This is a genomic window from Pseudomonas sp. GW821-FHT02H09, assembly GCF_059421425.1.
Window position 1 is genome coordinate 182647 of record NZ_JBWKVA010000009.1, and the last position, 18019, is coordinate 200665.

Here is an 18019-nt window from a genome sequence, read left to right on the forward strand (position 1 = left end):
TCACGCAGCTCAATCGATACCGACAAACCCACCGGTCTGGTGCTGCCACAACCGCGCATACAAACCGCCGTGGGCGAGCAGTTCGCTGTGGCTGCCGGTTTCGGCGATCCGGCCTTTTTCCAGCACCACCAAACGGTCCATTCGGGCAATGGTGGAGAGCCGGTGGGCGATGGCGATCACGGTTTTACCTTCCATCAGGGTTTCCAGGCTTTCCTGAATGGCCGCTTCGACTTCAGAGTCCAGCGCCGAGGTGGCTTCGTCCATGATCAGTATCGGCGCGTCCTTGAGCAGCACCCGGGCAATGGCGATCCGTTGGCGTTGACCACCGGAGAGTTTCACGCCGCGCTCACCGACGTGGGCGTCGAAACCGGTACGGCCCTGGGCATCGGAAAGATGCGGGATGAACTCGTCGGCACGGGCCTTGCGCACCGCTTCCCAGAGTTCTTCATCGGTGGCGTCGGGCTTGCCATAGAGCAGGTTGTCGCGGATCGAGCGGTGCAGCAGCGAGGTGTCCTGGGTGATCATGCCGATTCGCTCGCGCAGGCTTTCCTGGGCCACGTCGGCGATGTTCTGGCCATCGATCAGAATTCGTCCGCCTTGCAGGTCGTAAAGACGCAGCAGCAGGTTGACCAGGGTCGATTTGCCCGCGCCAGAGGGGCCGATCAAGCCGATTTTTTCGCCGGGTTTGATCGTCAGGTTGAGGTCGCTGATGATTCCGCTTTTCTTGCCGTAGTGGAAATCGACGTGATCGAAACGGACTTCGCCGCGTGCCACTTCCAGGCGCGGGGCCTGTTCGCGGTCGGTCACGCTGACGGGTTGGGCGATGGTTTGCAGACCGTCCTGGACCATGCCGATGTTTTCGAAGATGCCATTGACCACCCACATGATCCATCCGGACATGTTGACGATGCGGATCACCAGGCCGGTGGCCAGCGCGATGGCGCCGACCGAGATCAGCGACTGGGTCCACAACCACAAGGCCAGGCCCGTGGTGCAGACGATCAACAGGCCGTTCATGCCGGTGATGACCACGTCCATGCTGGTGACGACGCGACCGGCCAGCTGGGACTTTTCCGTTTGCTCTTCGATGGCTTCGCGGGCGTACTGTTGTTCATAGTGGGTGTGGGCGAACAATTTGAGCGTGGTGATATTGGTGTAACCGTCGACGATCCGTCCCATCAGCTTCGAGCGAGCGTCGGAGGACACCACCGAGCGCTGTTTGACCCGCGGCACGAAATAGCACAGCGCGCCGATGTAGCAGGCGATCCAGCTCAGCAACGGGATCATCAGGCGCCAGTCGGCCTCGGCGAACAGCACCAGCGAACTGATGGCGTAGATCAGCACGTGCCACAATGCGTCCACCGCTTGCACGGCTGAGTCGCGCAGGGAGTTGCCGGTCTGCATGATCCGCTGGGCGATGCGCCCGGCGAAATCGTTCTGAAAGAAGTTGAGGCTTTGTTTGAGCACGTAACTGTGGTTCTGCCAGCGAATCATGCTGGTCATGCCGGGGCTGAGGGTCTGGTGCACCAGCAGGTCGTGCAGACCGACGAAGAACGGACGCAGGATGAGGGCGACCACCGCCATCCAGATCAGCTCGATGCCGTGAATCTTGAAGAAGTCGACATTCGGCGTGCCTTGGGCCAGATCGATGATCCGGCTCAGGTAACTGAACAGCGCGACTTCGATCAGCGCACCGAACAGGCCGACGATGAGCAGGGCGGCAAAACTTGGCCAGACCTGACGCAGGTAATAAACGTAAAAGGGTAGAACCGTGTTCGGCGGAGCCGCTGTCGGAGCGTCGCGGAAAATATCGATCAGTTGTTCAAAACGACGATAGAGCATTGGTTCTAACGCCCGCGAGGCGGGCTCTCCTTTCTAAAATGTGAACGGCACTTCAAAAGAACTGCCGCTCAAGACTCCTGTGTAGCTTAGTCGATGCGCTTGGCCGACTTTATCAACACGGGGTCGGCTGGCACATTCTGCATGCCGTTTTTGGTGGTGGTCTGGGAGTTGACGATGATGTCCACCACGTCCATGCCTTTGACCACTTTGGCGAATACCGCGTAACCGGCATCACGGCCCGGGTCGAGGAAGGCGTTGTCGGCCACGTTGATGAAGAATTGGCTGGTGGCCGAATCCGGGTTCGAGGTGCGAGCCATCGACAGGGTGCCGCGTACGTTATGCAAGCCGTTGCTGGCTTCGTTCTTGATCGGCGCCTTGGTGTCTTTTTGCTGCATCTGCGCGGTGAAACCGCCGCCCTGGGCCATGAAGCCCGGAATCACGCGGTGGAAAATGGTGTTGTTGTAGAAGCCGCTATCGACGTACTCAAGGAAATTTTTGGTACTGATCGGAGCCTTGACCGGGTCCAATTCGATTTCGATCTGGCCATTGGTGGTCTCCAGCAAAACGTGCGGCGCCGTGGCTGGTGTGGCGGCCATCAGGTTAGCGGCAAACAGAGCGGAGCCGGCGAGGAGGGCGATTTTCTTTAGCATGGGTCAGTGATCCTGGGTGGTGGTGTCAACTGCGATTAGAAACTCGAGCAGGGTTTGGTTGAAGCGTTCTGGTTGATCCAGTGGGGTCGCGTGGCGGGAATCGGCGATCACCACCAGCCGCGCATTGGGCAACAGTTTTACATAGGCCTCTTTCAGCGCGACCGGCGTGTAGTCACGGTCGGCGCTGACGATCAGGGTTGGACAGATGATACGGGAAAGTCGTTCCTGCACGCCCCAGCCGATGATTGCATCGAAGCTGGCGAGATAAGCACGTTTGTCGTTTTTTGCCCAGCGCTGGGCTATTTTTCTACGCAGCCCGGCTTGTTCCGGTTTGGGGAAAAGCTTCGCGCCCAGCGCCGTGCCGATGGCGCTCATGCTCACGAGTCGCATCAGGCTCCAGCGCTTGAGCCACTGCCAATACTCATCCGGCGTCTGCAGTTTTACCTGGGGTGCGCTGTTGACGATGCACAGGCTCTTGAGCAACTGCGGCTGGTCCACCGCCAGCTGAAAGCCAATCATGCCGCCCATGGACAGCCCGACCACATGGGCGGGGCCCAGGTTCAAGTGCTCGATCAGGGCGATCAGGTCAGCGCTGAAGCCGGCAATGCTGTAGCGCTCGAGGGGCTTGTCGGAGCGACCATGGCCACGAGCATCCGGGACGATCACCCGGTAGCGAGCCGCCAGCGCGGGGATCTGATCCTCCCAATCCAAGGCGCTTGAGCCCAGCCCGTGTAGCAGTAGCACGGGTTCGCCGTGACCATATTCTTCGTAGTGCAGGGTGCAACCTTCATGTTCGAAATAGGCCATGGCAGAACTCCTGTTCGTGCTTACCGGGTTTCAGGCTTGCTGTGGGGCGGCGAAGGGCGCATCCAGCGGCGCCGTGTCAAAGGTGCGCAGCAGTTCGATGAGAATCTGCGTGGCCGGGCCCAGTGGTTTGTCCTTGTTGGAATACAGATAGAACGTGGGGTGACGACTGCCGCCCTGGTCCAACGGTAGCAGCTTGAGCAGGCCTTCCTTGAGTTCGCGTTCAATCAGGTGCCGTGGCAACCAGGCGAACCCCAGGCCGCTGCCGACGAAGGTCGCGGCGGTGGCCAGGCTGCCGACGGTCCAGCGCTGTTCGGCGCCGAGCCAGCCGACGTCCCGCGGTTGCTGGCGGCCAGAGTCGCGGATCACCACTTGCAACTGGCTTTCCAGGTCCTGGAAATTCAACTCGCGGTTCAGCCGATGCAGTGGGTGTTCCGGGTGAGCCACGGCGACGAATTCCACTGCACTCATTTCTGTGCCCAGGTAACCGGGAATGCTGAAGCCACTGATGGCCAGGTCGGCGACGCCTTCGAGCAGCACCTCTTCGACCCCGGACAGCACTTCTTCGCGCAAGCGCACGCGACAGCCACGGCTTTGCGGCATGAACGCCGTCAGAGCGCGCACCAAACGGGCATTCGGGTAAGCGGCATCGACCACCAGCCGCACTTCAGCTTCCCAGCCTTGCTCCATATGGTGCGCCAGGTCCTCAAGCTGGCTGGCTTGTTTGACCAGTTGCCGGGAACGGCGCAACAACACGCCACCGGCTTCGGTCAGCACGGCTTTGCGGCCGTCGATACGCAAGAGGGGTACGCCGAGCTGGTCCTGCATGCGCGCCACGGTATAGCTGACGGAGGATTGTGATCGGTGCAGCGCTTCGGCTGCCTGGGCAAAGCCACCGTGGTCGACCACGGCCTGCAGTGTCCGCCATTGATCAAGGGTAACGCGGGGCGCTTTCAAGATGAGCTCCTCTTGTCCTAAGCTGGCTGTCCATATTGGAGACTGCCGAATGAGAAAAATCTGTTGCGTGTTGCTGGCGATGCTGCCGCTCAGTGCGTTTGCCTACCCCATCGATGTCGAGAAGCAGCTCAATGGTTTGAGCGTTGACTACACCACTTACGCAACCGACTACGACATGGGCGCCATCACCCTGAACAACTACGGCACAGTGCCGGTGGAATGCTCGGTGGTGTTTCGCAATGGTCCGGAGTCACCGCGCACACGACGGGTCATTGTGGAGGCCGGTAAACGCAGTGATGTCTCGGCCAGGTTCAACCGCAAGATCATCAAGCTGCGGATTGCACTCAGCTGTACGCCGCCCAAGTGAGGCAGCACGGAGCAGGTCTGCCGGGCATGCTCCGCTTATAAACGAATTTATAGATGGGTTATAGCAGTTATTTGCGCTTTTTCATCGATACGACTCTGTTTAATCTCCACTCCATCGACTTACAGCATTCACCGATGGAGGCTACAACCCATGTCCCGCGTACTGATCATCGAAAGCAGCGCTCGCCAGCAAGATTCGGTTTCACGCCAACTGACCCAAACCTTCATCAGCCAGTGGAAAACCGCTCACCCAGCTGACCAGATCACCATCCGTGATCTGGCGATCAACCCGGTTCCGCACCTGGATGCCAACCTGTTGGGCGGCTGGATGAAACCTGCCGAACAGCGCAACGAGATCGAACACGCCTCCCTTGAGCGCTCCAACCAATTGACCGATGAGCTGCTGGCCGCCGACGTGTTGGTGATGGCCGCGCCTATGTACAACTTCGCCATCCCGAGCACGCTGAAAGCCTGGCTGGACCATGTGCTGCGTGCCGGCGTGACCTTCAAATACACCGAAACCGGCCCGCAAGGCCTGCTCACTGGCAAGCGTGCCTATGTGCTGACCGCTCGTGGCGGCATCTATGCCGGGAGCGCCGCCGATCACCAGGAACCCTACCTGCGTCAGGTCATGGCATTCATCGGGATCCACGACGTCGAGTTCATTCACGCCGAAGGCATGAACCTGGGGGGAGACTTCCACGAAAAAGGTCTGAACCAGGCTAACGCCAGGCTCGCCCAGGTCGCCTGAGGTGTTAATCACCGGATAATCGCCTGATGGTTTAGTAGCGCCATTGTGCACTCCCTTCAAGCCGGTTCGCGCATCGAACCTCCCTTTGCACTTGTTGCCCCTGAGTGCTCCTGCCCGATCGACGCCAATGCGAGATCGGGTTTTTTTTTGTCTGTGATTTCACTGCCAGTCGCAAAACCGCTATCGTCGCCGCCATTCGAGACGAGGCGCGTATGGGCTATCTACTTTTTGTCACGCTGATTCAGGCGTTTTCCTTCAGTTTGATCGGCGAATACCTGGCCGGCCATGTCGACAGTTACTTTGCGGTGCTGGTGCGCGTGCTGCTGGCCGGGCTGGTGTTCATTCCCTTGACCCGCTGGCGGCAGGTTGAACCGGCCTTCATGCGCGGGATGCTGTTGATCGGCGCGTTGCAGTTTGGGGTGACCTATGTCTGCCTGTACCTGAGCTTTCGCGTGTTGACGGTGCCGGAGGTGTTGCTGTTCACCATTCTTACACCGCTGCACGTGACGCTGATCGAAGATGCGCTGAATCGCCGCTTCAATCTCTGGGCACTGGTGGCGGCATTGGTCGCGGTGCTCGGCGCGGCGGTGATCCGCTATGACCGGATCAATCCGGACTTCTTTATGGGCTTCTTGTTGCTGCAACTGGCTAATTTCACCTACGCCGCAGGGCAGGTGCTTTATAAGCATCTGGTAGCACGTTACCCGAGCGATCTGCCGCATTACCGGCGCTTTGGCTATTTCTATCTGGGAGCACTGGCAGTGGCGTTGCCGGCGTTTGTGCTGTTCGGCAAGGCGAATTTCCTGCCCGAGGCGCCGTTGCAATGGGGCGTGCTGGTGTTCCTTGGCCTGGTGAGTACGGCATTGGGCCTGTACTGGTGGAACAAGGGCGCGTGCCTGGTCAATGGCGGGACGCTGGCGGTGATGAACAACCTGCATGTGCCGGTGGGGCTGTTGATCAACCTGCTGATATGGAATCAGCACGAAACGTTGGGGCGGTTATTCTTTGGTGGGCTGGTGATTCTGGGGGCGGTGTGGATTAGCCGATTCGGTGCGAGGCGTGCCGCAGGTTGCCCTTCGTAGAAGCGGGCAAGCCGTGCTCCTGCAAGGGCAGTGTTATTACATCGAACGCTTTTCAGATTCGGGGATGTAGCCCGCCCCCAACACCGCCGGTAACAACCCGGCGCGCAAATCATTGCCGCTCGGTTGCTGATACACGCTCAAACCAAATTCCGGCAAAACCGCCAACAGGTAATCGAAGATATCACCCTGATGACGTGATGGTCACGGCGATACCTGTGCTGGTCACTATTGCGGTCAGCAATTTGCTACGTAATGCTTGTCAGCACACAGAGCAAGGCATCATCACCATTTACTTGAACTCATCTCAAATTGTTGTGGAGGACAGCGGTACGGGGTTACCCGATGCAGTACAAGCCCGCCTCTTTGATCGGTTTGTTCGCGGTGACGATGATTTCACGGGCGGTTCGGGCTTGGGCCTATCGTCAAACGTGTTGCAGATCACCTTGGATGGGGAGTTCGACATGAACCCGACCCGAATGGCGGCAGCCGTTTCACCTTGCAGCTTCCCGATGTTGTGTAGTTTTCCGGCAACCGCAAAATTGACACACCGCACGCATACAGATTGATCCGTCAGAAAAAGACCTGCACTCCCCACCATAAGCAAGAGCACTGAATGAAAGGCATCCTTGAACACCTACGCCGTTGGGCTAAAAACCTCAAGCGTCAAACCATGGTTCTCTGGTTTTGTTATCAGCATCCACAAACCCCATGGCTGCCCAAGTGGATTTCAGTTTTTGTGGTGGCTTACGCACTGAGTCCAATCGATCTCATTCCCGATTTCATTCCTGTACTCGGCTATCTGGACGACGTAATCATTCTGCCGCTCGGCATTCTGCTCGCTATCCGATTGATGCCGCCGCTTGTGCTTGAGGCGTGTCAGCTAAAGGCTAGCGAGTGGGAGGAACGTCACGTGAAGCGCCCGGTGAGTAAAGTGGCGGCGGTGCTCATCGTTTTAGTTTGGCTGGTAGCCCTGGCGGGCGTTTGGTTAGCCTACAAACACTATTAAGTAGCAGAGTTTTTCATTGCTTTTCGGGTGTTTTTGGTAGAACGAGACAGGCGCATCCTTCACTCTTCTCTGGGAGGAGGGCGCTTGTTGATAACTGTGTGCTTTGCGCATCAAGCAGGTAAGCCCACTTGCTGCGGTTTGTTGAACTTCTTACTCCCGTTCCAACATGTCGATGATTGGGCAGGCCACCCCGTCGTTGCCAACATCACACTGCTGAACCAGTCCTCCCAACGCCTGCCGCATGGCGGCGAGGTCGGACATCTTCTGATTGATCAAGGTCAGCTTGCGGACAGCCAAGGCTCGTGTCTCGGCACATGCATGCACAGCATCGAGTCGAAGCAATCCGCTGACTTCTGCCAGCGTGAAACCGAGGGCTTGCGCCCGCTTGATGAAGCGCACGCGCTTTACCGTGTCGGGTGGGTAACGCCGATGACCGCGAAGCGGCTTTGGGGGCTCTTCCAGCAGACCGCGCCGCTGGTAATAGCGGATCGTCTCGATGTTCACGTCGGCAGCCTCCGCCAGCTTGCCGATGGTCAGTTCGGTCACCATTGCATTCTCCTTGACTCCGTACCTGAGTACGGGATCTAGAATGATACATGGGCAATCGGATTTAAGGCGTGAACAGGATGCAACTCACTGGGAAAGGCTCGTTGATTGCGGGCGTACTGGCTGCTATTGGCGCGTCGGTGTGCTGTGTCGGCCCCCTCATATTGCTAGCACTCGGCATCGGCGGAGCATGGGTAGGAAACCTGACAGCCATGGAGCCATACCGGCCCCTGTTTATCGGGTTGACGCTGCTGTTCCTTGGCCTGGCCTTGCGCAAGCTCTATGTGGTGCCACAAGTCTGCGCACCGGGTACGCCCTGCGCCGACACTCGAACCATCAAGCGGCAGCGGCTCACGTTCTGGATCGTCGCCATATTGCTGCTCGGTCTACTCGCCGTACCGTCACTGGCCCCACTGTTCTACTAGGAGTCCCTCATGCGCAAACTACTCATGGCCATGCTGACCGCCATCCCCTTCGCGGTGCTGGCTGCAACTCCCCAGACGGTCACGCTCGATGTACAGAACATGACGTGTGAGCTGTGCCCGATCACGGTCAAAAAGTCGCTGGAAAAAGTTCCCGGAGTGAGCTCGGTCAAGGTCGATTTCGACAAGAAGACAGCCATCGTCACCTACGACGCTGACCAGTCCCAGCCCGAAGCACTGACCGGGGCAACCACAAACGCTGGTTATCCTTCGACCGTCCGTAAGTGAGGTTTCAATGAACACCGTCGTTCTTGAGTCCGTGCTGACCTGCCCGCAATGCGGTTTTGCCAAGCTGGAAACCATGCCTACCAACGCTTGCCAGTTTTTCTACGAATGCGGCAATTGTAAGGCGCTGTTGCGCCCTAATGCGGGCGACTGCTGTGTGTTCTGTTCGTTCGGCTCGGTGAAGTGTCCGCCGATCCAGCAGCAGCGTGAATGCTGCACGCCAGTGCACTGACCACATAGCCCTCATGCCGAAGTTTTCCCTGAACACCGGCGTAGATGCATAAAAAGCGGCGCCCGTCTTGGCGGTATACCTGATAGCCAAGCACTAACCGCGATCAATTGGACATTGTTTTCTGTGTCTTACCGTGGCGAGCCAACAGGACTTTGCCATCCCAATTTGTATCTGCCGTTCCGTCGGTTCGAGGTAGAAGCCGCCCATCGTCAAAGGCGGCAAGCTAGCGTGTTCCGTGGTGCATTCACATCAGGTTGTGTCGACGTCAACGTGACGAGGGATGTTAGACGCTTACCAACATGATGCTTTCGTTGCGGCCGGGGTCGCTCCGACACCTTTTTATGAAGATCTGACCTCGGCACGGAAGGGGGATCGTCCGGCTTAAAGGCTTTATGCGAAGGCGACACTCTGGTCGTGTGGAGGCTTGATTGCTTCGCACGCAACCTCCGTCACCTGATCAATCAAACAGAGCAATCCATAACTATCACCGGGTACGCGCAGTTCTCCACCTAGTGACAATGCGGCAATCAGGCGTCGCCTAGCAGGTGCTTGCGAATTAACCCGTCCAGCGAGAGTCGGCCGGGGCCGCGCGCCAGCAGTACCAGCAGCATGGCGACCCACTGGATATGGGTTGGCCACGCCAGTGGAAAGACGAATACCTCGATGACCGTGGTCATGCCAAGCAGAACGGCGGCTGTGGGCCGGGTGAGCAGACCGAGGATCAACAGCACCGGTGACGTGAGTTCGATCGATACCGTGATATACGCCGCCACTTCCGGCGGTAGAAGCGGCAACTGGTACTCGTCGGTGAACAACGCAACGGCCGTGTCCCAGCTGGCGAGCTTGGTCATGCCCGAGTTCCAGAACACCGTAGCCACCGCTAGTCGCAACGCAATGGCAAGGAACCAATAGGGAATGCGCTCAAGCCAGTGCAAGGCCCGCACGTAAAACGTGAGGGCTAGCCCGCGCGGCGCAGCCGGGTGGTTCATGGCAACTCCGTTAGCGATTGAGTTGGCCCAGACTGCGAAGCCTGGCTGAACCCGGCAAAGCAGCCTTGTGCCAGGAGACTGGCCAGTGCAGCAGTGGCATCGATGCCGGGATGATCATCGAGGGCAAGGCCCAGCATGCATCCCGAACACAGCGCACGGCTAAAGCGCCAGACCATCCCGTCGACGCGGTCAACCCGAACACCAGAGCCCCCCCTCTGAACCATCAGGTAGGTCGGACAGCCCGACAGGTCGATCGCCGTCAACGCCGCGTCATCATCCATGAGTACCGCATGCCAGATGGTGTCAGCAGGGTAGCCGGTTCGAATCATGCTGACGGATGGGTGAGGCACAAAGCTGAGCCAAGCGTATTGCGTAGCCTCGACTGCACGCAGCGACGCAATTGTCAGCGCCGGTGCATCGGCTGCGTGAAGGGCGCAACTGACGGCCCATTCGAGTTGTGCCACATCGGACAGGTAAGGCACCGAAGCGCACGGCGCAAACCGTCCGAGAAAGGCCGAAAAATCACCGCCGAACTCATTGAGGTAGCTGCTGCGGGGCGGCCGCTGCGTGATGTACTCGCGTGCCGCCGCGTCGAAAAATTCAGTGCCCACCAGCCGGTCGACAGCCGGGTAAGACAGGCGAAGCGCGCGTATCAGGGTTTGCGCGAAGGTGTTCCGGTAGACCGACAGACGCTCCTGCGCAGCGATCCCGTTGGCAACGACGTGTGCCACGGCATCGACGTTGTCACAATCGACGATGCTGCGCCGCACCGCATCCTGCAACTCACGCAAGGACGGCATGATCGTTCCTTGGCGCTGAATGCGCGAGGTAGCACTCGGCGTGTGTGGCCTCTTCGATCAACACGTCCAGCGAAGGGATATGGGTGTCCCACTCGATTAAAGTCGGAACCGGGCCGAAGCGGGCCAGCGCTTCTTCATAGAGCGCCCAGACGGCAGGTGCGACACGCGAGCCATGGTCGTCGATGCGCAGCATGGCGCCGGAATCGAGCGCCACGACTGAGTGGCCCGCCAGATGTATCTCGCCGATCGCGGCCGGTGGTAGTGCCCGCAGGTAGGCCGACGCATCCCAGCCATGGTTCTGCGCGCTCACATAGATGTTGTTGACGTCGCACAGAATCCCGCAGCCCGTACGTGCGGCGACGGTCGACAGAAACTCCCATTCCGGAATCGTCGAATGACTGAACTGCAGGTAGGTTGAAGGGTTCTCGACCAGAATTTGCCGACCCAGCCGCGTCTGCGCCTGCTCGACGTGCTGACAGACGACGTCGAGCGCCTCTTCCGTCATCGGTAGTGGCAGGAGATCGGCGAGATACGTCTGTCCGACTACGCTCCACGACAGGTGTTCCGAGATCAGGCCGGGTTCGATGCGCTCGCTTGCACGGCGCAGGCGCTCGAGATGGATGGGGTCGAGTCCGTCCGCGCTACCCAGTGACAGGCCGATCCCGTGAAACGAGACCGGATAGTCGCGCCGCAGCGTTTCCAGATAGTGTAGCGGCGTGCCGCCCCCCATGTAGTTTTCTGCGTGCACTTCCAGCCAGCCGACCGGTGGATGCGTATCGACGAAGATCTGATGATGCGGGAAGCGCAGCCCGACCCCCGCTGAAGGCGGGATCGGGCCGGACGTCGCGCACCGGCCGGATTGAGACAGACTCATGGCCGCGCTCTCCGTCGATCAGGTGGATTTCATTGCCCCGCCCGCGATCTTGCCGCACACCCCGGCGGGCAATAGCACGAACGATTTCGTGTCGCGCGCCTGGCTGGCCTGGCCGGCGCAGGAATGGGTGCCTTCGGCACAGTCGTTTTTTGCGACGGCATTGATCCCGTAGCATTTTTCGAGGTGATTTTTCTGCATTTTCATCATGTTTTCTTTCACCATCGGTGGCGCATTCGACATGTCTTTCATCTCCTGCGCGCCGGCCGGTAAACCCTGCATGGCGAGCGCCAGCCCCATCGCGGCAGACAACGTGGTGGCGGCGTAAAGTCGACGGTTCATAGCTCAGGATCCTGACGTGAGCGGCCTCGATGCGAGACCGGTATCGAATACTTCGTCAGCGGCGGCAAAAGGTTACAGGTCGACCACGAAGGACGCATCGCCTGCCGCGAGACAGCCCGATCAGCGAAGGGCGCACACCGTCCGTTCTGGCACCAGATAGCGCCGGCACAGTGAAAGCAAGGTCATGAATAGCAGTACGCTGCCAAATTGCCAGACGATCACCATCAACGCGGCGTCTTCCGGATGGAAAAGCCGCAATGCCACGTTGGCGAGCGCCGCAGACGCCAGGCTGCCCCACCACACCGCACAGGGGGCGGGCAGGCGTGCCCCACGCCGGATCGCAAGCACGATCGCCAGTGCCGGGACAGCGCCGGTCATCGCGATGGCCGGCAGGCACATGAGGTCGGAATGAAACGCCATCCCGCTCAACCCCACGCGCATCCACTCCTCCCAGCACTGATGGCCCAGGGTCGCGATCCATAGGGTCAGCGGAGCCATGGGAGTCCACAGCTTCCAGCCCGGCTCACCCGGCACACAGGTGACGAGCGCGGCCCAGCCAGCTATTAACGCCGTGGTCAGCGACGCCAGTTCCTGCGTCAGGAAAACCGGCTCGGCGAACTTCACCCCGATATCCGGACGCATCCCCATTGCGGCGACCATAAGCGCCATGACTGGCACCGACACGGCAAGCCACCCGATCAAACGCCAGGCGGGGGGCAGCAGGCGTCGAACCGGTTTCAGATCCGCCGCGAGCACATCAATGAGTTCATCGGTTTTCATGTCACTTAATCAGCAGCAGGTCGTGAAGTCTTTTCAACGCCCGATGAGTGGCCACCTTGAGCGCTGCAATGCTCATCCCGGTCGCTGCCGACGCCTCCTTGAGCGACATTTCCCGCTGCTTGAGCAGTTCGATCGCCTGCCGCTGGCCTTGAGGAAGCGAGGCGATAGCCTTTCCCAGCGTTTCCGTGTCCACCGGGGGTTCGTAAGTATCATTCGTCGGCTCGATCGCAAAGGTTACGTCGAGCGCGTCAACCACGAGTTCTTTTCGGTCTGTCCGCGAGCGGCGCCTCACGCCGTCCACGAGGCGCCGCCGCAGGATCGCCGTCAGCCACGGCATGAAAGGGCGAGTCGGATCATAGGTATGGCGGATCAAATGAAGCGTCAGCAGCGTGTCCTGGACTACGTCCTCAATATCGGCGGGTCTGCCCATCGGCCATCCCTGGCGGGCCAGCCGACGCAGGATCGGGGTAACCTCGCGCAGTAGTCGCGTGTATTTTGCCTGATCGCCAAGCTGGGCCGCAGCCATCAACGACGCCAGATGTGAATCGTCTTGATGCATCGCACGGGTTGTCCTCAAGGATGTCTCAAGAGTCAGTCGTGCTCGACTATCGGAGTGAGCAGCCATGGCCTCGACAAGGCCTGGCCCAAAGCCGTTGGCCAAAGCGAACGACTTGAAACCCCTGGAGAGGAGACAGTACAACTGTAGCTCAAGGCCCTTGGACGGTTACTCGAAAATCGGTATACAACCAGTAAAGTGAGATACCCGCGCCAGCGCGGTGTCGGTGCCGGAACGCATGTCCATAGGTTCGGTGGCGAGCCGGATGGATTCGCCAGGTTCACGAGTCGACAGCTGCATGAATGTGCTACCGGGGCTCCATAATCCGTAGTACCGGGTGCCCGTCGATATCCTTGAGCGGAAAATACGAACGGTGCGTCGCGGCATCGACGGCAACGACGTGCGCATGCGGGCCCACGCTGCCATGGCCGACTTTCGTGACGACTGTGTCCTTGACGTGGAACATCGACACAATGCCGGCCTCTGCGGCCACATAAAGTGTGCTCAGCACAGGATCGAACGCAAGCACATCAGGGGTTCCCCCCGTATCGAACTCCTGGATAATCCGCATCGTGTGCATGTCCAGTACGAGAAGCTTGTCGTTACCTTCGCACGCGATAAAGGCAAGCCGGTCACGCGGATCGATCAACAAGCCATGGTTGCCACGCGCGCCCGGCAGATCAATGCGCGCCACGATTTGGTCGGTCGCGGGATCTATCTCGATAAGTTGCCGACGTGTCTGGATATTGACGAAGATGTGTCGTGATACCGGGTCATATTGTGTGTTGCCGACTTCACCTCCCAACGGAATCGTCGCAATACGCATGTTGGTGCGTACGTCGATCACCGTTTCGGTCTCGCCGTTTTCGTTCGATACGTAAAGCTTGTGAACATCGGGCGCATAAGCCATGCCGTCGGGATAGATGCCGCCCGGTATGCGACTGACAACAGCCAGGGTCGCTTCGTCAATCGCAACGATTTCGTTGGTGCCTGTCGCCGACGCATAGACGCGCGACAACTCAGCAATAGCGAGCACACCGTGTACCGACGAGACGTTCGCAATGCGCCCAACGACGCGGGACTCACGTATGTCAAAGGCGATAACTTCGCCGTCACCAAGATGTGCGATGAACAACAGCTTGCGCTCTGGATCGTAGCTCTCGTAGTCGAGCCGAGTGGCGCCACCGGGCAATGGAATGTCGGTGACGTGCCTCAGTGGCAAGTCGCTAGTCGGCGGCTCGTTTGCCGCCTGACAGTAACGAAGGCTTGCGAAATCCATAACGGGTAGCGCAGTCAACAGGGCGGCGAGGACTGGCAGAGCGAAACGTCGATTGTGCCGTATGTTCATGAGACCCTCTTCTGCTCGGGCAGGGCGGGTTCAATCGCCCTGCCTTTGTCCCAGTCATGCAGGATTAGAACGTTCAGTGTTCCGCTGATCATGAGCCTGGCCCAGCTCTGGGCTGCAGTGTGAACAAGCCTCTTCACATCTGCGCAGGCCAGTTATGCGACTCGCCCTGACACTCCTTGCACCAGGCATACAGCGCGTCATACATGATCAAACCCTGTGCCAGCATTTCGTGGTCATCGGCATAGCGCTGCGATAGCCCCAGTGAAATCGCGTACAGCCCGGCCGATTGCGGCGTCAGGTCGAGGCGGGAGGTATCTGCGCCGCGCACGATTCTGGCCAAATGCTGCAAGGCGGGATCACTGAGCTGATACTTCTTCAGGAACGCATCGAAGCTGCATAGCTCTCCTTCGTGGGAAAGCTCAACACCCGGAATATCGTAAGGCGTTGCGTCTTTCTCAGCGGCAATCTGCAGAACCTCTCTGCTGGGCACGTACAAAAACTCGGCCTCGGGGTCGATGAAACGGGTGATCAGCCAGGGACAGGCAATACGGTCGATCTTGGGTCGTTCGCGAGTAATCCACCTCATGGAACACCTCCTGCCTAACGCTGTAGGCTGGGTGATCTGGCGGGCCCGATGCCCGCCAGAGAACTGTTGATCACCCCACGCTCGCTAACGCAGCAGATGCACTGCCAAACCAATGAGCGCACAGGCCATCAGTACCTGAATCACGCCACGCTTGAAGCGAAACAAGGCAATCGCGGCGGCAATGGCGATCAGCGCAGAGGGCCAGTCGAGGGGGCCGCTGAACCCTTTGGGCCACAGCACGTGATAGCCGAAGAACACCGCCAGATTGAGAATTACCCCCACTACCGCCGCAGTAATCCCGGTAAGCGGCGCGGTGAACTTGAGTTCGTTGTGAGTCGCCTCCACCAGCGGGCCACCGGCGAGAATGAACAGGAACGAAGGCAGGAAGGTGAACCAGGTCACCAGCGAGGCCGCGAGGGCACCGGCCAGAAATACCTGATCGGCACCGAACACCTGCGAGACATAGGCGCCGACAAAACCGACGAAAGCCACCACCATGATCAGCGGCCCAGGCGTGGTTTCCCCCAGCGCCAGGCCATCGATCATCTGTGTCGGGGTCAGCCAGCCATAGTGCCCGACTGCGCCCTGGTAAACATAAGGAAGCACTGCATAGGCGCCACCAAAGGTCAGCAACGCGGCCTTGGTAAAGAACCAACCCATCTGGGTCAAGGTACCCTCCCAGCCAAACAGCGTGGTCAGGATCCCCATCGGCAGCGCCCACAGCGCTGCGCCGACGAGTGCCAGCAGCGCCAGTTTTGACCAGCTGAATCGGGCATGGTCGGGGGATGGAGTGTCGTCATCGATCAAGGCCGGGCCATAGGATTTTTTGGCTGTGCCATGGCCTCCGATCCTGAATTTCTCGGGAGCAAAACGGCCACCCAGGTAGCCGAGCAATGCCGCACTCAGCACGATCAGCGGAAAGGGCACATCAAATGCAAATATCGCCGCGAACGACGCCGCCGCTATGGCCCACAGCCAATTGTTCTTCAGTGCGCGCGAGCCGATTCGATGCGCCGCCTGCACCACGATGGCCGTTACAGCGGGCTTGATGCCATAGAAGAGTCCGGCCACCACCGGGACTTCGCCGAAGGCGATGTACATCCAGGATAACGCGATCAGGATGAACAGCGAGGGCAGTACAAACAGCCCCCCGGCGATCACTCCACCCCAGCTTCGATGCATCAGCCAACCGATGTAGGTTGCCAGCTGTTGAGCCTCCGGCCCAGGAAGCAACATGCAGTAGTTGAGGGCATGCAGAAATCGCCGTTCCGATATCCAGCGCCGCCGCTCGACCAATTCCTGGTGCATGATCGAAATCTGTCCCGCGGGCCCGCCGAAACTGATGAAACCGAGCTTGAGCCAGAACCAGAATGCCTCACGCAAACTGACCGCCTCAGGTCTTGGCAGATCCTCTTCAACGACTGATGGGGAAACCTTATTCATTGGGTTGTTCCTCATTCACAAACGCTGCGAGCAGGCCGTCGAAGATGGCGCTGGCAGCCGCCAGCAGATGGTCGTCATGGGGAATGGTTTCGCGTAGCCCTGCCAGCACCCGTTCGATGCCGGCAGCCTCCACTGGCTGGATCCCCCCGACATCGAGGTAGTGCACCAGGGCAGCAATGCGCCTCAGACCGGGCTCCTGGATTTCAAAACTGGCTTGCAGGGTTTCGAAGGTCACTCGGTTGCCGACATGACTGAAAGTTGCGCCATCGAAGTCGAAACCCAGCGCATCGGCTGGGCAGTCTTGTGGGCTATTCAGCCAGAGGATCCGAGCGTGTGGGTCAATGAAGCGTCGAATCAGCCAGGCGCAAGCCAGTCGGTCGACCCAGGGCCGCTGACGAGTTGCCCATACGCGTCCCTGAAAGTCACCTGGACTCAGCGGCACTATTGGCTGGTCGCGGCTGTGGGGTTCGTCTGCAGACAACGCTCTGCTGACAGCGCTCTCAAGCTCCTGCAACGCCGAGTCGGTCTGCTGCTTCGGCTTGCCAGGAAAGTAATCAATAGTGGTCAGTTGTTCGTAGGCTTTGCGTAGCTTGCGAATCTGCCTGGTGGACGCCAGTGCATTCTCGGTATTGAGCTGTGCCCGGCAGGCTTCGATCTCAGCGCCTAGCTTGCTGTACTCATCACTGCGGTCGAACAACTCTACGAAGCGTTCGCCATTGGGGTCGACGACAGGCAGGACGTAAGCGGTGCCATTGATGGCCAGGATATCGCGCTCGACAGAGGCCAGCGCTTCACGACAGGCGCTGGTGTCCGGCAACAGATAGGCACCATCGCGTAACACCGCAGCTCCGAAAGCTTTCAGGGCACGCCAGGCGCGCATACGCTCGGTGGCGTTTGCGGTCGGTAGGCCAAGGATCAAAGTGAGCCAATTTTTCATGTAGAGATACATTCAAAAATAGTTTGTTTCTCTACATTATTCTTGTGCCGCACGATTGAAAAGCCCTTAATGCTCGTTATCACGGCGATTGGATTGTGTCAGTCGTGATGGTGTCGAGACCTGCGTGTGGTTCAGGTGCTCTTATGGCATTGACGGGATAGGTGCAGAGTCAAGACTTCGACACTCATGCCAACAGGGATCAGGCTCTTGCCTGCGGCAAGACAAGCGGATGCTCGAACTGACTACCGAGGCGTTACGCGAAGCGGATATCGGACAGATTCTGGCAGTCATTTGCAGTATTTCCGAGCAAACGAATCTCTTGGCATTGAATGCCGCCATTGAGGCAGCAAGGGCAGGGGAGGCGGGACGCTGCTTTGCAGTGGTTGCTGATGAAGTTCGCAGGCTGGCACATCGTACTCAGCAA

General features: G+C 59.1%; 23 protein-coding genes and 2 pseudogenes. 9 read left to right on the forward strand and 16 right to left on the reverse strand.

Annotated features, from left to right (window positions below; all coding sequences use genetic code 11):
* Positions 1-9: 9 nt before the first annotated feature.
* The 4 genes from AC07VR_RS14785 to AC07VR_RS14800 all read right to left on the reverse strand — a co-directional run bounded on the left by AC07VR_RS14785 (position 10) and on the right by AC07VR_RS14800 (position 4253).
* Entirely contained in the window at positions 10-1842 is a 1833-nt protein-coding gene (locus AC07VR_RS14785) for an ABC transporter ATP-binding protein (protein WP_494994623.1), read from the reverse strand.
* Between the two features lie 86 nt (positions 1843-1928).
* Positions 1929-2492: a peptidylprolyl isomerase gene (locus AC07VR_RS14790; protein ID WP_494994624.1), complete on the reverse strand. Its 564-nt coding sequence runs from the start codon at positions 2490-2492 to the stop codon at positions 1929-1931.
* A 3-nt stretch (positions 2493-2495) separates the two neighbouring features.
* The gene (locus AC07VR_RS14795; protein WP_495011626.1) at positions 2496-3299 is read right to left on the reverse strand and encodes an alpha/beta fold hydrolase; all 804 of its coding nucleotides are present in this window, start codon (positions 3297-3299) and stop codon (positions 2496-2498) included.
* 30 nt (positions 3300-3329) lie between these two features.
* Positions 3330-4253, reverse strand: a complete 924-nt coding sequence (locus tag AC07VR_RS14800; RefSeq protein ID WP_494994626.1) for a PA3225 family LysR-type transcriptional regulator — start codon at positions 4251-4253, stop codon at positions 3330-3332.
* A gap of 49 nt (positions 4254-4302) precedes the next feature.
* On the opposite strand from AC07VR_RS14800, the gene AC07VR_RS14805 reads away from it, so the two are divergent.
* From AC07VR_RS14805 to AC07VR_RS14815, 3 genes are all read left to right on the forward strand, one after another.
* Positions 4303-4620: a 3-phosphoglycerate kinase gene (locus tag AC07VR_RS14805; RefSeq protein ID WP_495011627.1), complete on the forward strand. Its 318-nt coding sequence runs from the start codon at positions 4303-4305 to the stop codon at positions 4618-4620.
* Between the two features lie 150 nt (positions 4621-4770).
* Positions 4771-5370: an FMN-dependent NADH-azoreductase gene (locus AC07VR_RS14810; protein WP_494994628.1), complete on the forward strand. Its 600-nt coding sequence runs from the start codon at positions 4771-4773 to the stop codon at positions 5368-5370.
* A 212-nt stretch (positions 5371-5582) separates the two neighbouring features.
* The gene (locus AC07VR_RS14815) at positions 5583-6452 is read left to right on the forward strand and encodes a carboxylate/amino acid/amine transporter (RefSeq protein ID WP_495011628.1); all 870 of its coding nucleotides are present in this window, start codon (positions 5583-5585) and stop codon (positions 6450-6452) included.
* 36 nt (positions 6453-6488) lie between these two features.
* On the opposite strand, the pseudogene AC07VR_RS14820 reads toward AC07VR_RS14815, so the two are convergent.
* Positions 6489-6647 (reverse strand): annotated as a pseudogene (locus AC07VR_RS14820) (mechanosensitive ion channel family protein); the annotation flags it as partial.
* Positions 6648-6667: 20 nt separating this feature from the next.
* On the opposite strand from AC07VR_RS14820, the gene AC07VR_RS14825 reads away from it, so the two are divergent.
* A complete protein-coding gene (locus AC07VR_RS14825; RefSeq protein WP_495011629.1) occupies positions 6668-7018 on the forward strand; it encodes a sensor histidine kinase in 351 nt (116 codons plus the stop codon).
* Positions 7019-7065: 47 nt separating this feature from the next.
* Positions 7066-7458 carry a YkvA family protein gene (locus tag AC07VR_RS14830; protein ID WP_495011630.1) on the forward strand — a complete coding sequence of 131 codons (393 nt, stop codon included), beginning with the start codon at positions 7066-7068 and terminating at the stop codon, positions 7456-7458.
* Between the two features lie 150 nt (positions 7459-7608).
* Here AC07VR_RS14830 and merR read toward each other — a convergent pair whose 3' ends face one another.
* Positions 7609-8007, reverse strand: coding sequence for a mercury resistance transcriptional regulator MerR (gene merR, locus AC07VR_RS14835; protein ID WP_494994630.1), 399 nt, complete (start codon positions 8005-8007; stop codon positions 7609-7611).
* 77 nt (positions 8008-8084) lie between these two features.
* Here merR and AC07VR_RS14840 point away from each other — a divergent pair, with 77 nt between their 5' ends.
* From AC07VR_RS14840 to AC07VR_RS14850, 3 genes are read left to right on the forward strand one after another with little or no spacing between them, the layout of a single operon-like run.
* Complete coding sequence (locus AC07VR_RS14840) at positions 8085-8429, forward strand: mercuric transporter MerT family protein (RefSeq protein WP_494994631.1); 345 nt, start codon at positions 8085-8087, stop codon at positions 8427-8429.
* A gap of 9 nt (positions 8430-8438) precedes the next feature.
* Positions 8439-8714 carry a mercury resistance system periplasmic binding protein MerP gene (gene merP / locus AC07VR_RS14845; RefSeq protein ID WP_495011631.1) on the forward strand — a complete coding sequence of 92 codons (276 nt, stop codon included), beginning with the start codon at positions 8439-8441 and terminating at the stop codon, positions 8712-8714.
* 7 nt (positions 8715-8721) lie between these two features.
* A complete protein-coding gene (locus AC07VR_RS14850) occupies positions 8722-8943 on the forward strand; it encodes a GDCCVxC domain-containing (seleno)protein (protein ID WP_495011632.1) in 222 nt (73 codons plus the stop codon).
* 527 nt (positions 8944-9470) lie between these two features.
* On the opposite strand, the gene AC07VR_RS14855 is transcribed toward AC07VR_RS14850, so the two are convergent.
* The 10 genes from AC07VR_RS14855 to AC07VR_RS14900 form a co-directional block, all read right to left on the reverse strand.
* On the reverse strand, positions 9471-9932 hold the full coding sequence (locus tag AC07VR_RS14855; RefSeq protein ID WP_494994634.1) for a DoxX family protein: 462 nt from the start codon (positions 9930-9932) through the stop codon (positions 9471-9473).
* Entirely contained in the window at positions 9929-10732 is an 804-nt protein-coding gene (locus tag AC07VR_RS14860) for an HvfC/BufC family peptide modification chaperone (protein WP_495011633.1), read from the reverse strand. Before AC07VR_RS14860 ends, AC07VR_RS14855 begins: the two co-directional genes overlap by 4 nt.
* The gene (gene bufB / locus AC07VR_RS14865) at positions 10716-11606 is read right to left on the reverse strand and encodes an MNIO family bufferin maturase (RefSeq protein ID WP_495011634.1); all 891 of its coding nucleotides are present in this window, start codon (positions 11604-11606) and stop codon (positions 10716-10718) included. Before bufB ends, AC07VR_RS14860 begins: the two co-directional genes overlap by 17 nt.
* 18 nt (positions 11607-11624) lie before the next feature.
* The gene (gene bufA1, locus AC07VR_RS14870; protein WP_494994637.1) at positions 11625-11945 is read right to left on the reverse strand and encodes a BufA1 family periplasmic bufferin-type metallophore; all 321 of its coding nucleotides are present in this window, start codon (positions 11943-11945) and stop codon (positions 11625-11627) included.
* A 120-nt stretch (positions 11946-12065) separates the two neighbouring features.
* The gene (locus AC07VR_RS14875; RefSeq protein ID WP_495011635.1) at positions 12066-12725 is read right to left on the reverse strand and encodes an NrsF family protein; all 660 of its coding nucleotides are present in this window, start codon (positions 12723-12725) and stop codon (positions 12066-12068) included.
* A 1-nt stretch (position 12726) separates the two neighbouring features.
* Positions 12727-13284, reverse strand: a complete 558-nt coding sequence (locus tag AC07VR_RS14880) for a sigma-70 family RNA polymerase sigma factor (RefSeq protein ID WP_495011636.1) — start codon at positions 13282-13284, stop codon at positions 12727-12729.
* A gap of 304 nt (positions 13285-13588) precedes the next feature.
* Entirely contained in the window at positions 13589-14629 is a 1041-nt protein-coding gene (locus AC07VR_RS14885) for a YncE family protein (protein WP_495011637.1), read from the reverse strand.
* A gap of 133 nt (positions 14630-14762) precedes the next feature.
* Complete coding sequence (locus tag AC07VR_RS14890; protein ID WP_495011638.1) at positions 14763-15215, reverse strand: chromate resistance protein ChrB domain-containing protein; 453 nt, start codon at positions 15213-15215, stop codon at positions 14763-14765.
* A gap of 84 nt (positions 15216-15299) precedes the next feature.
* Positions 15300-16658, reverse strand: coding sequence for a chromate efflux transporter (chrA, locus tag AC07VR_RS14895; protein ID WP_495011639.1), 1359 nt, complete (start codon positions 16656-16658; stop codon positions 15300-15302).
* Positions 16651-17595 (reverse strand): chromate resistance protein ChrB domain-containing protein, encoded by a 945-nt coding sequence (locus tag AC07VR_RS14900; protein ID WP_495011640.1) that lies wholly within the window; start codon positions 17593-17595, stop codon positions 16651-16653. Before AC07VR_RS14900 ends, chrA begins: the two co-directional genes overlap by 8 nt.
* A gap of 256 nt (positions 17596-17851) precedes the next feature.
* Between AC07VR_RS14900 and AC07VR_RS14905 the strand changes: the two are divergent.
* Positions 17852-18019: pseudogene (locus AC07VR_RS14905) on the forward strand (methyl-accepting chemotaxis protein); the annotation flags it as partial.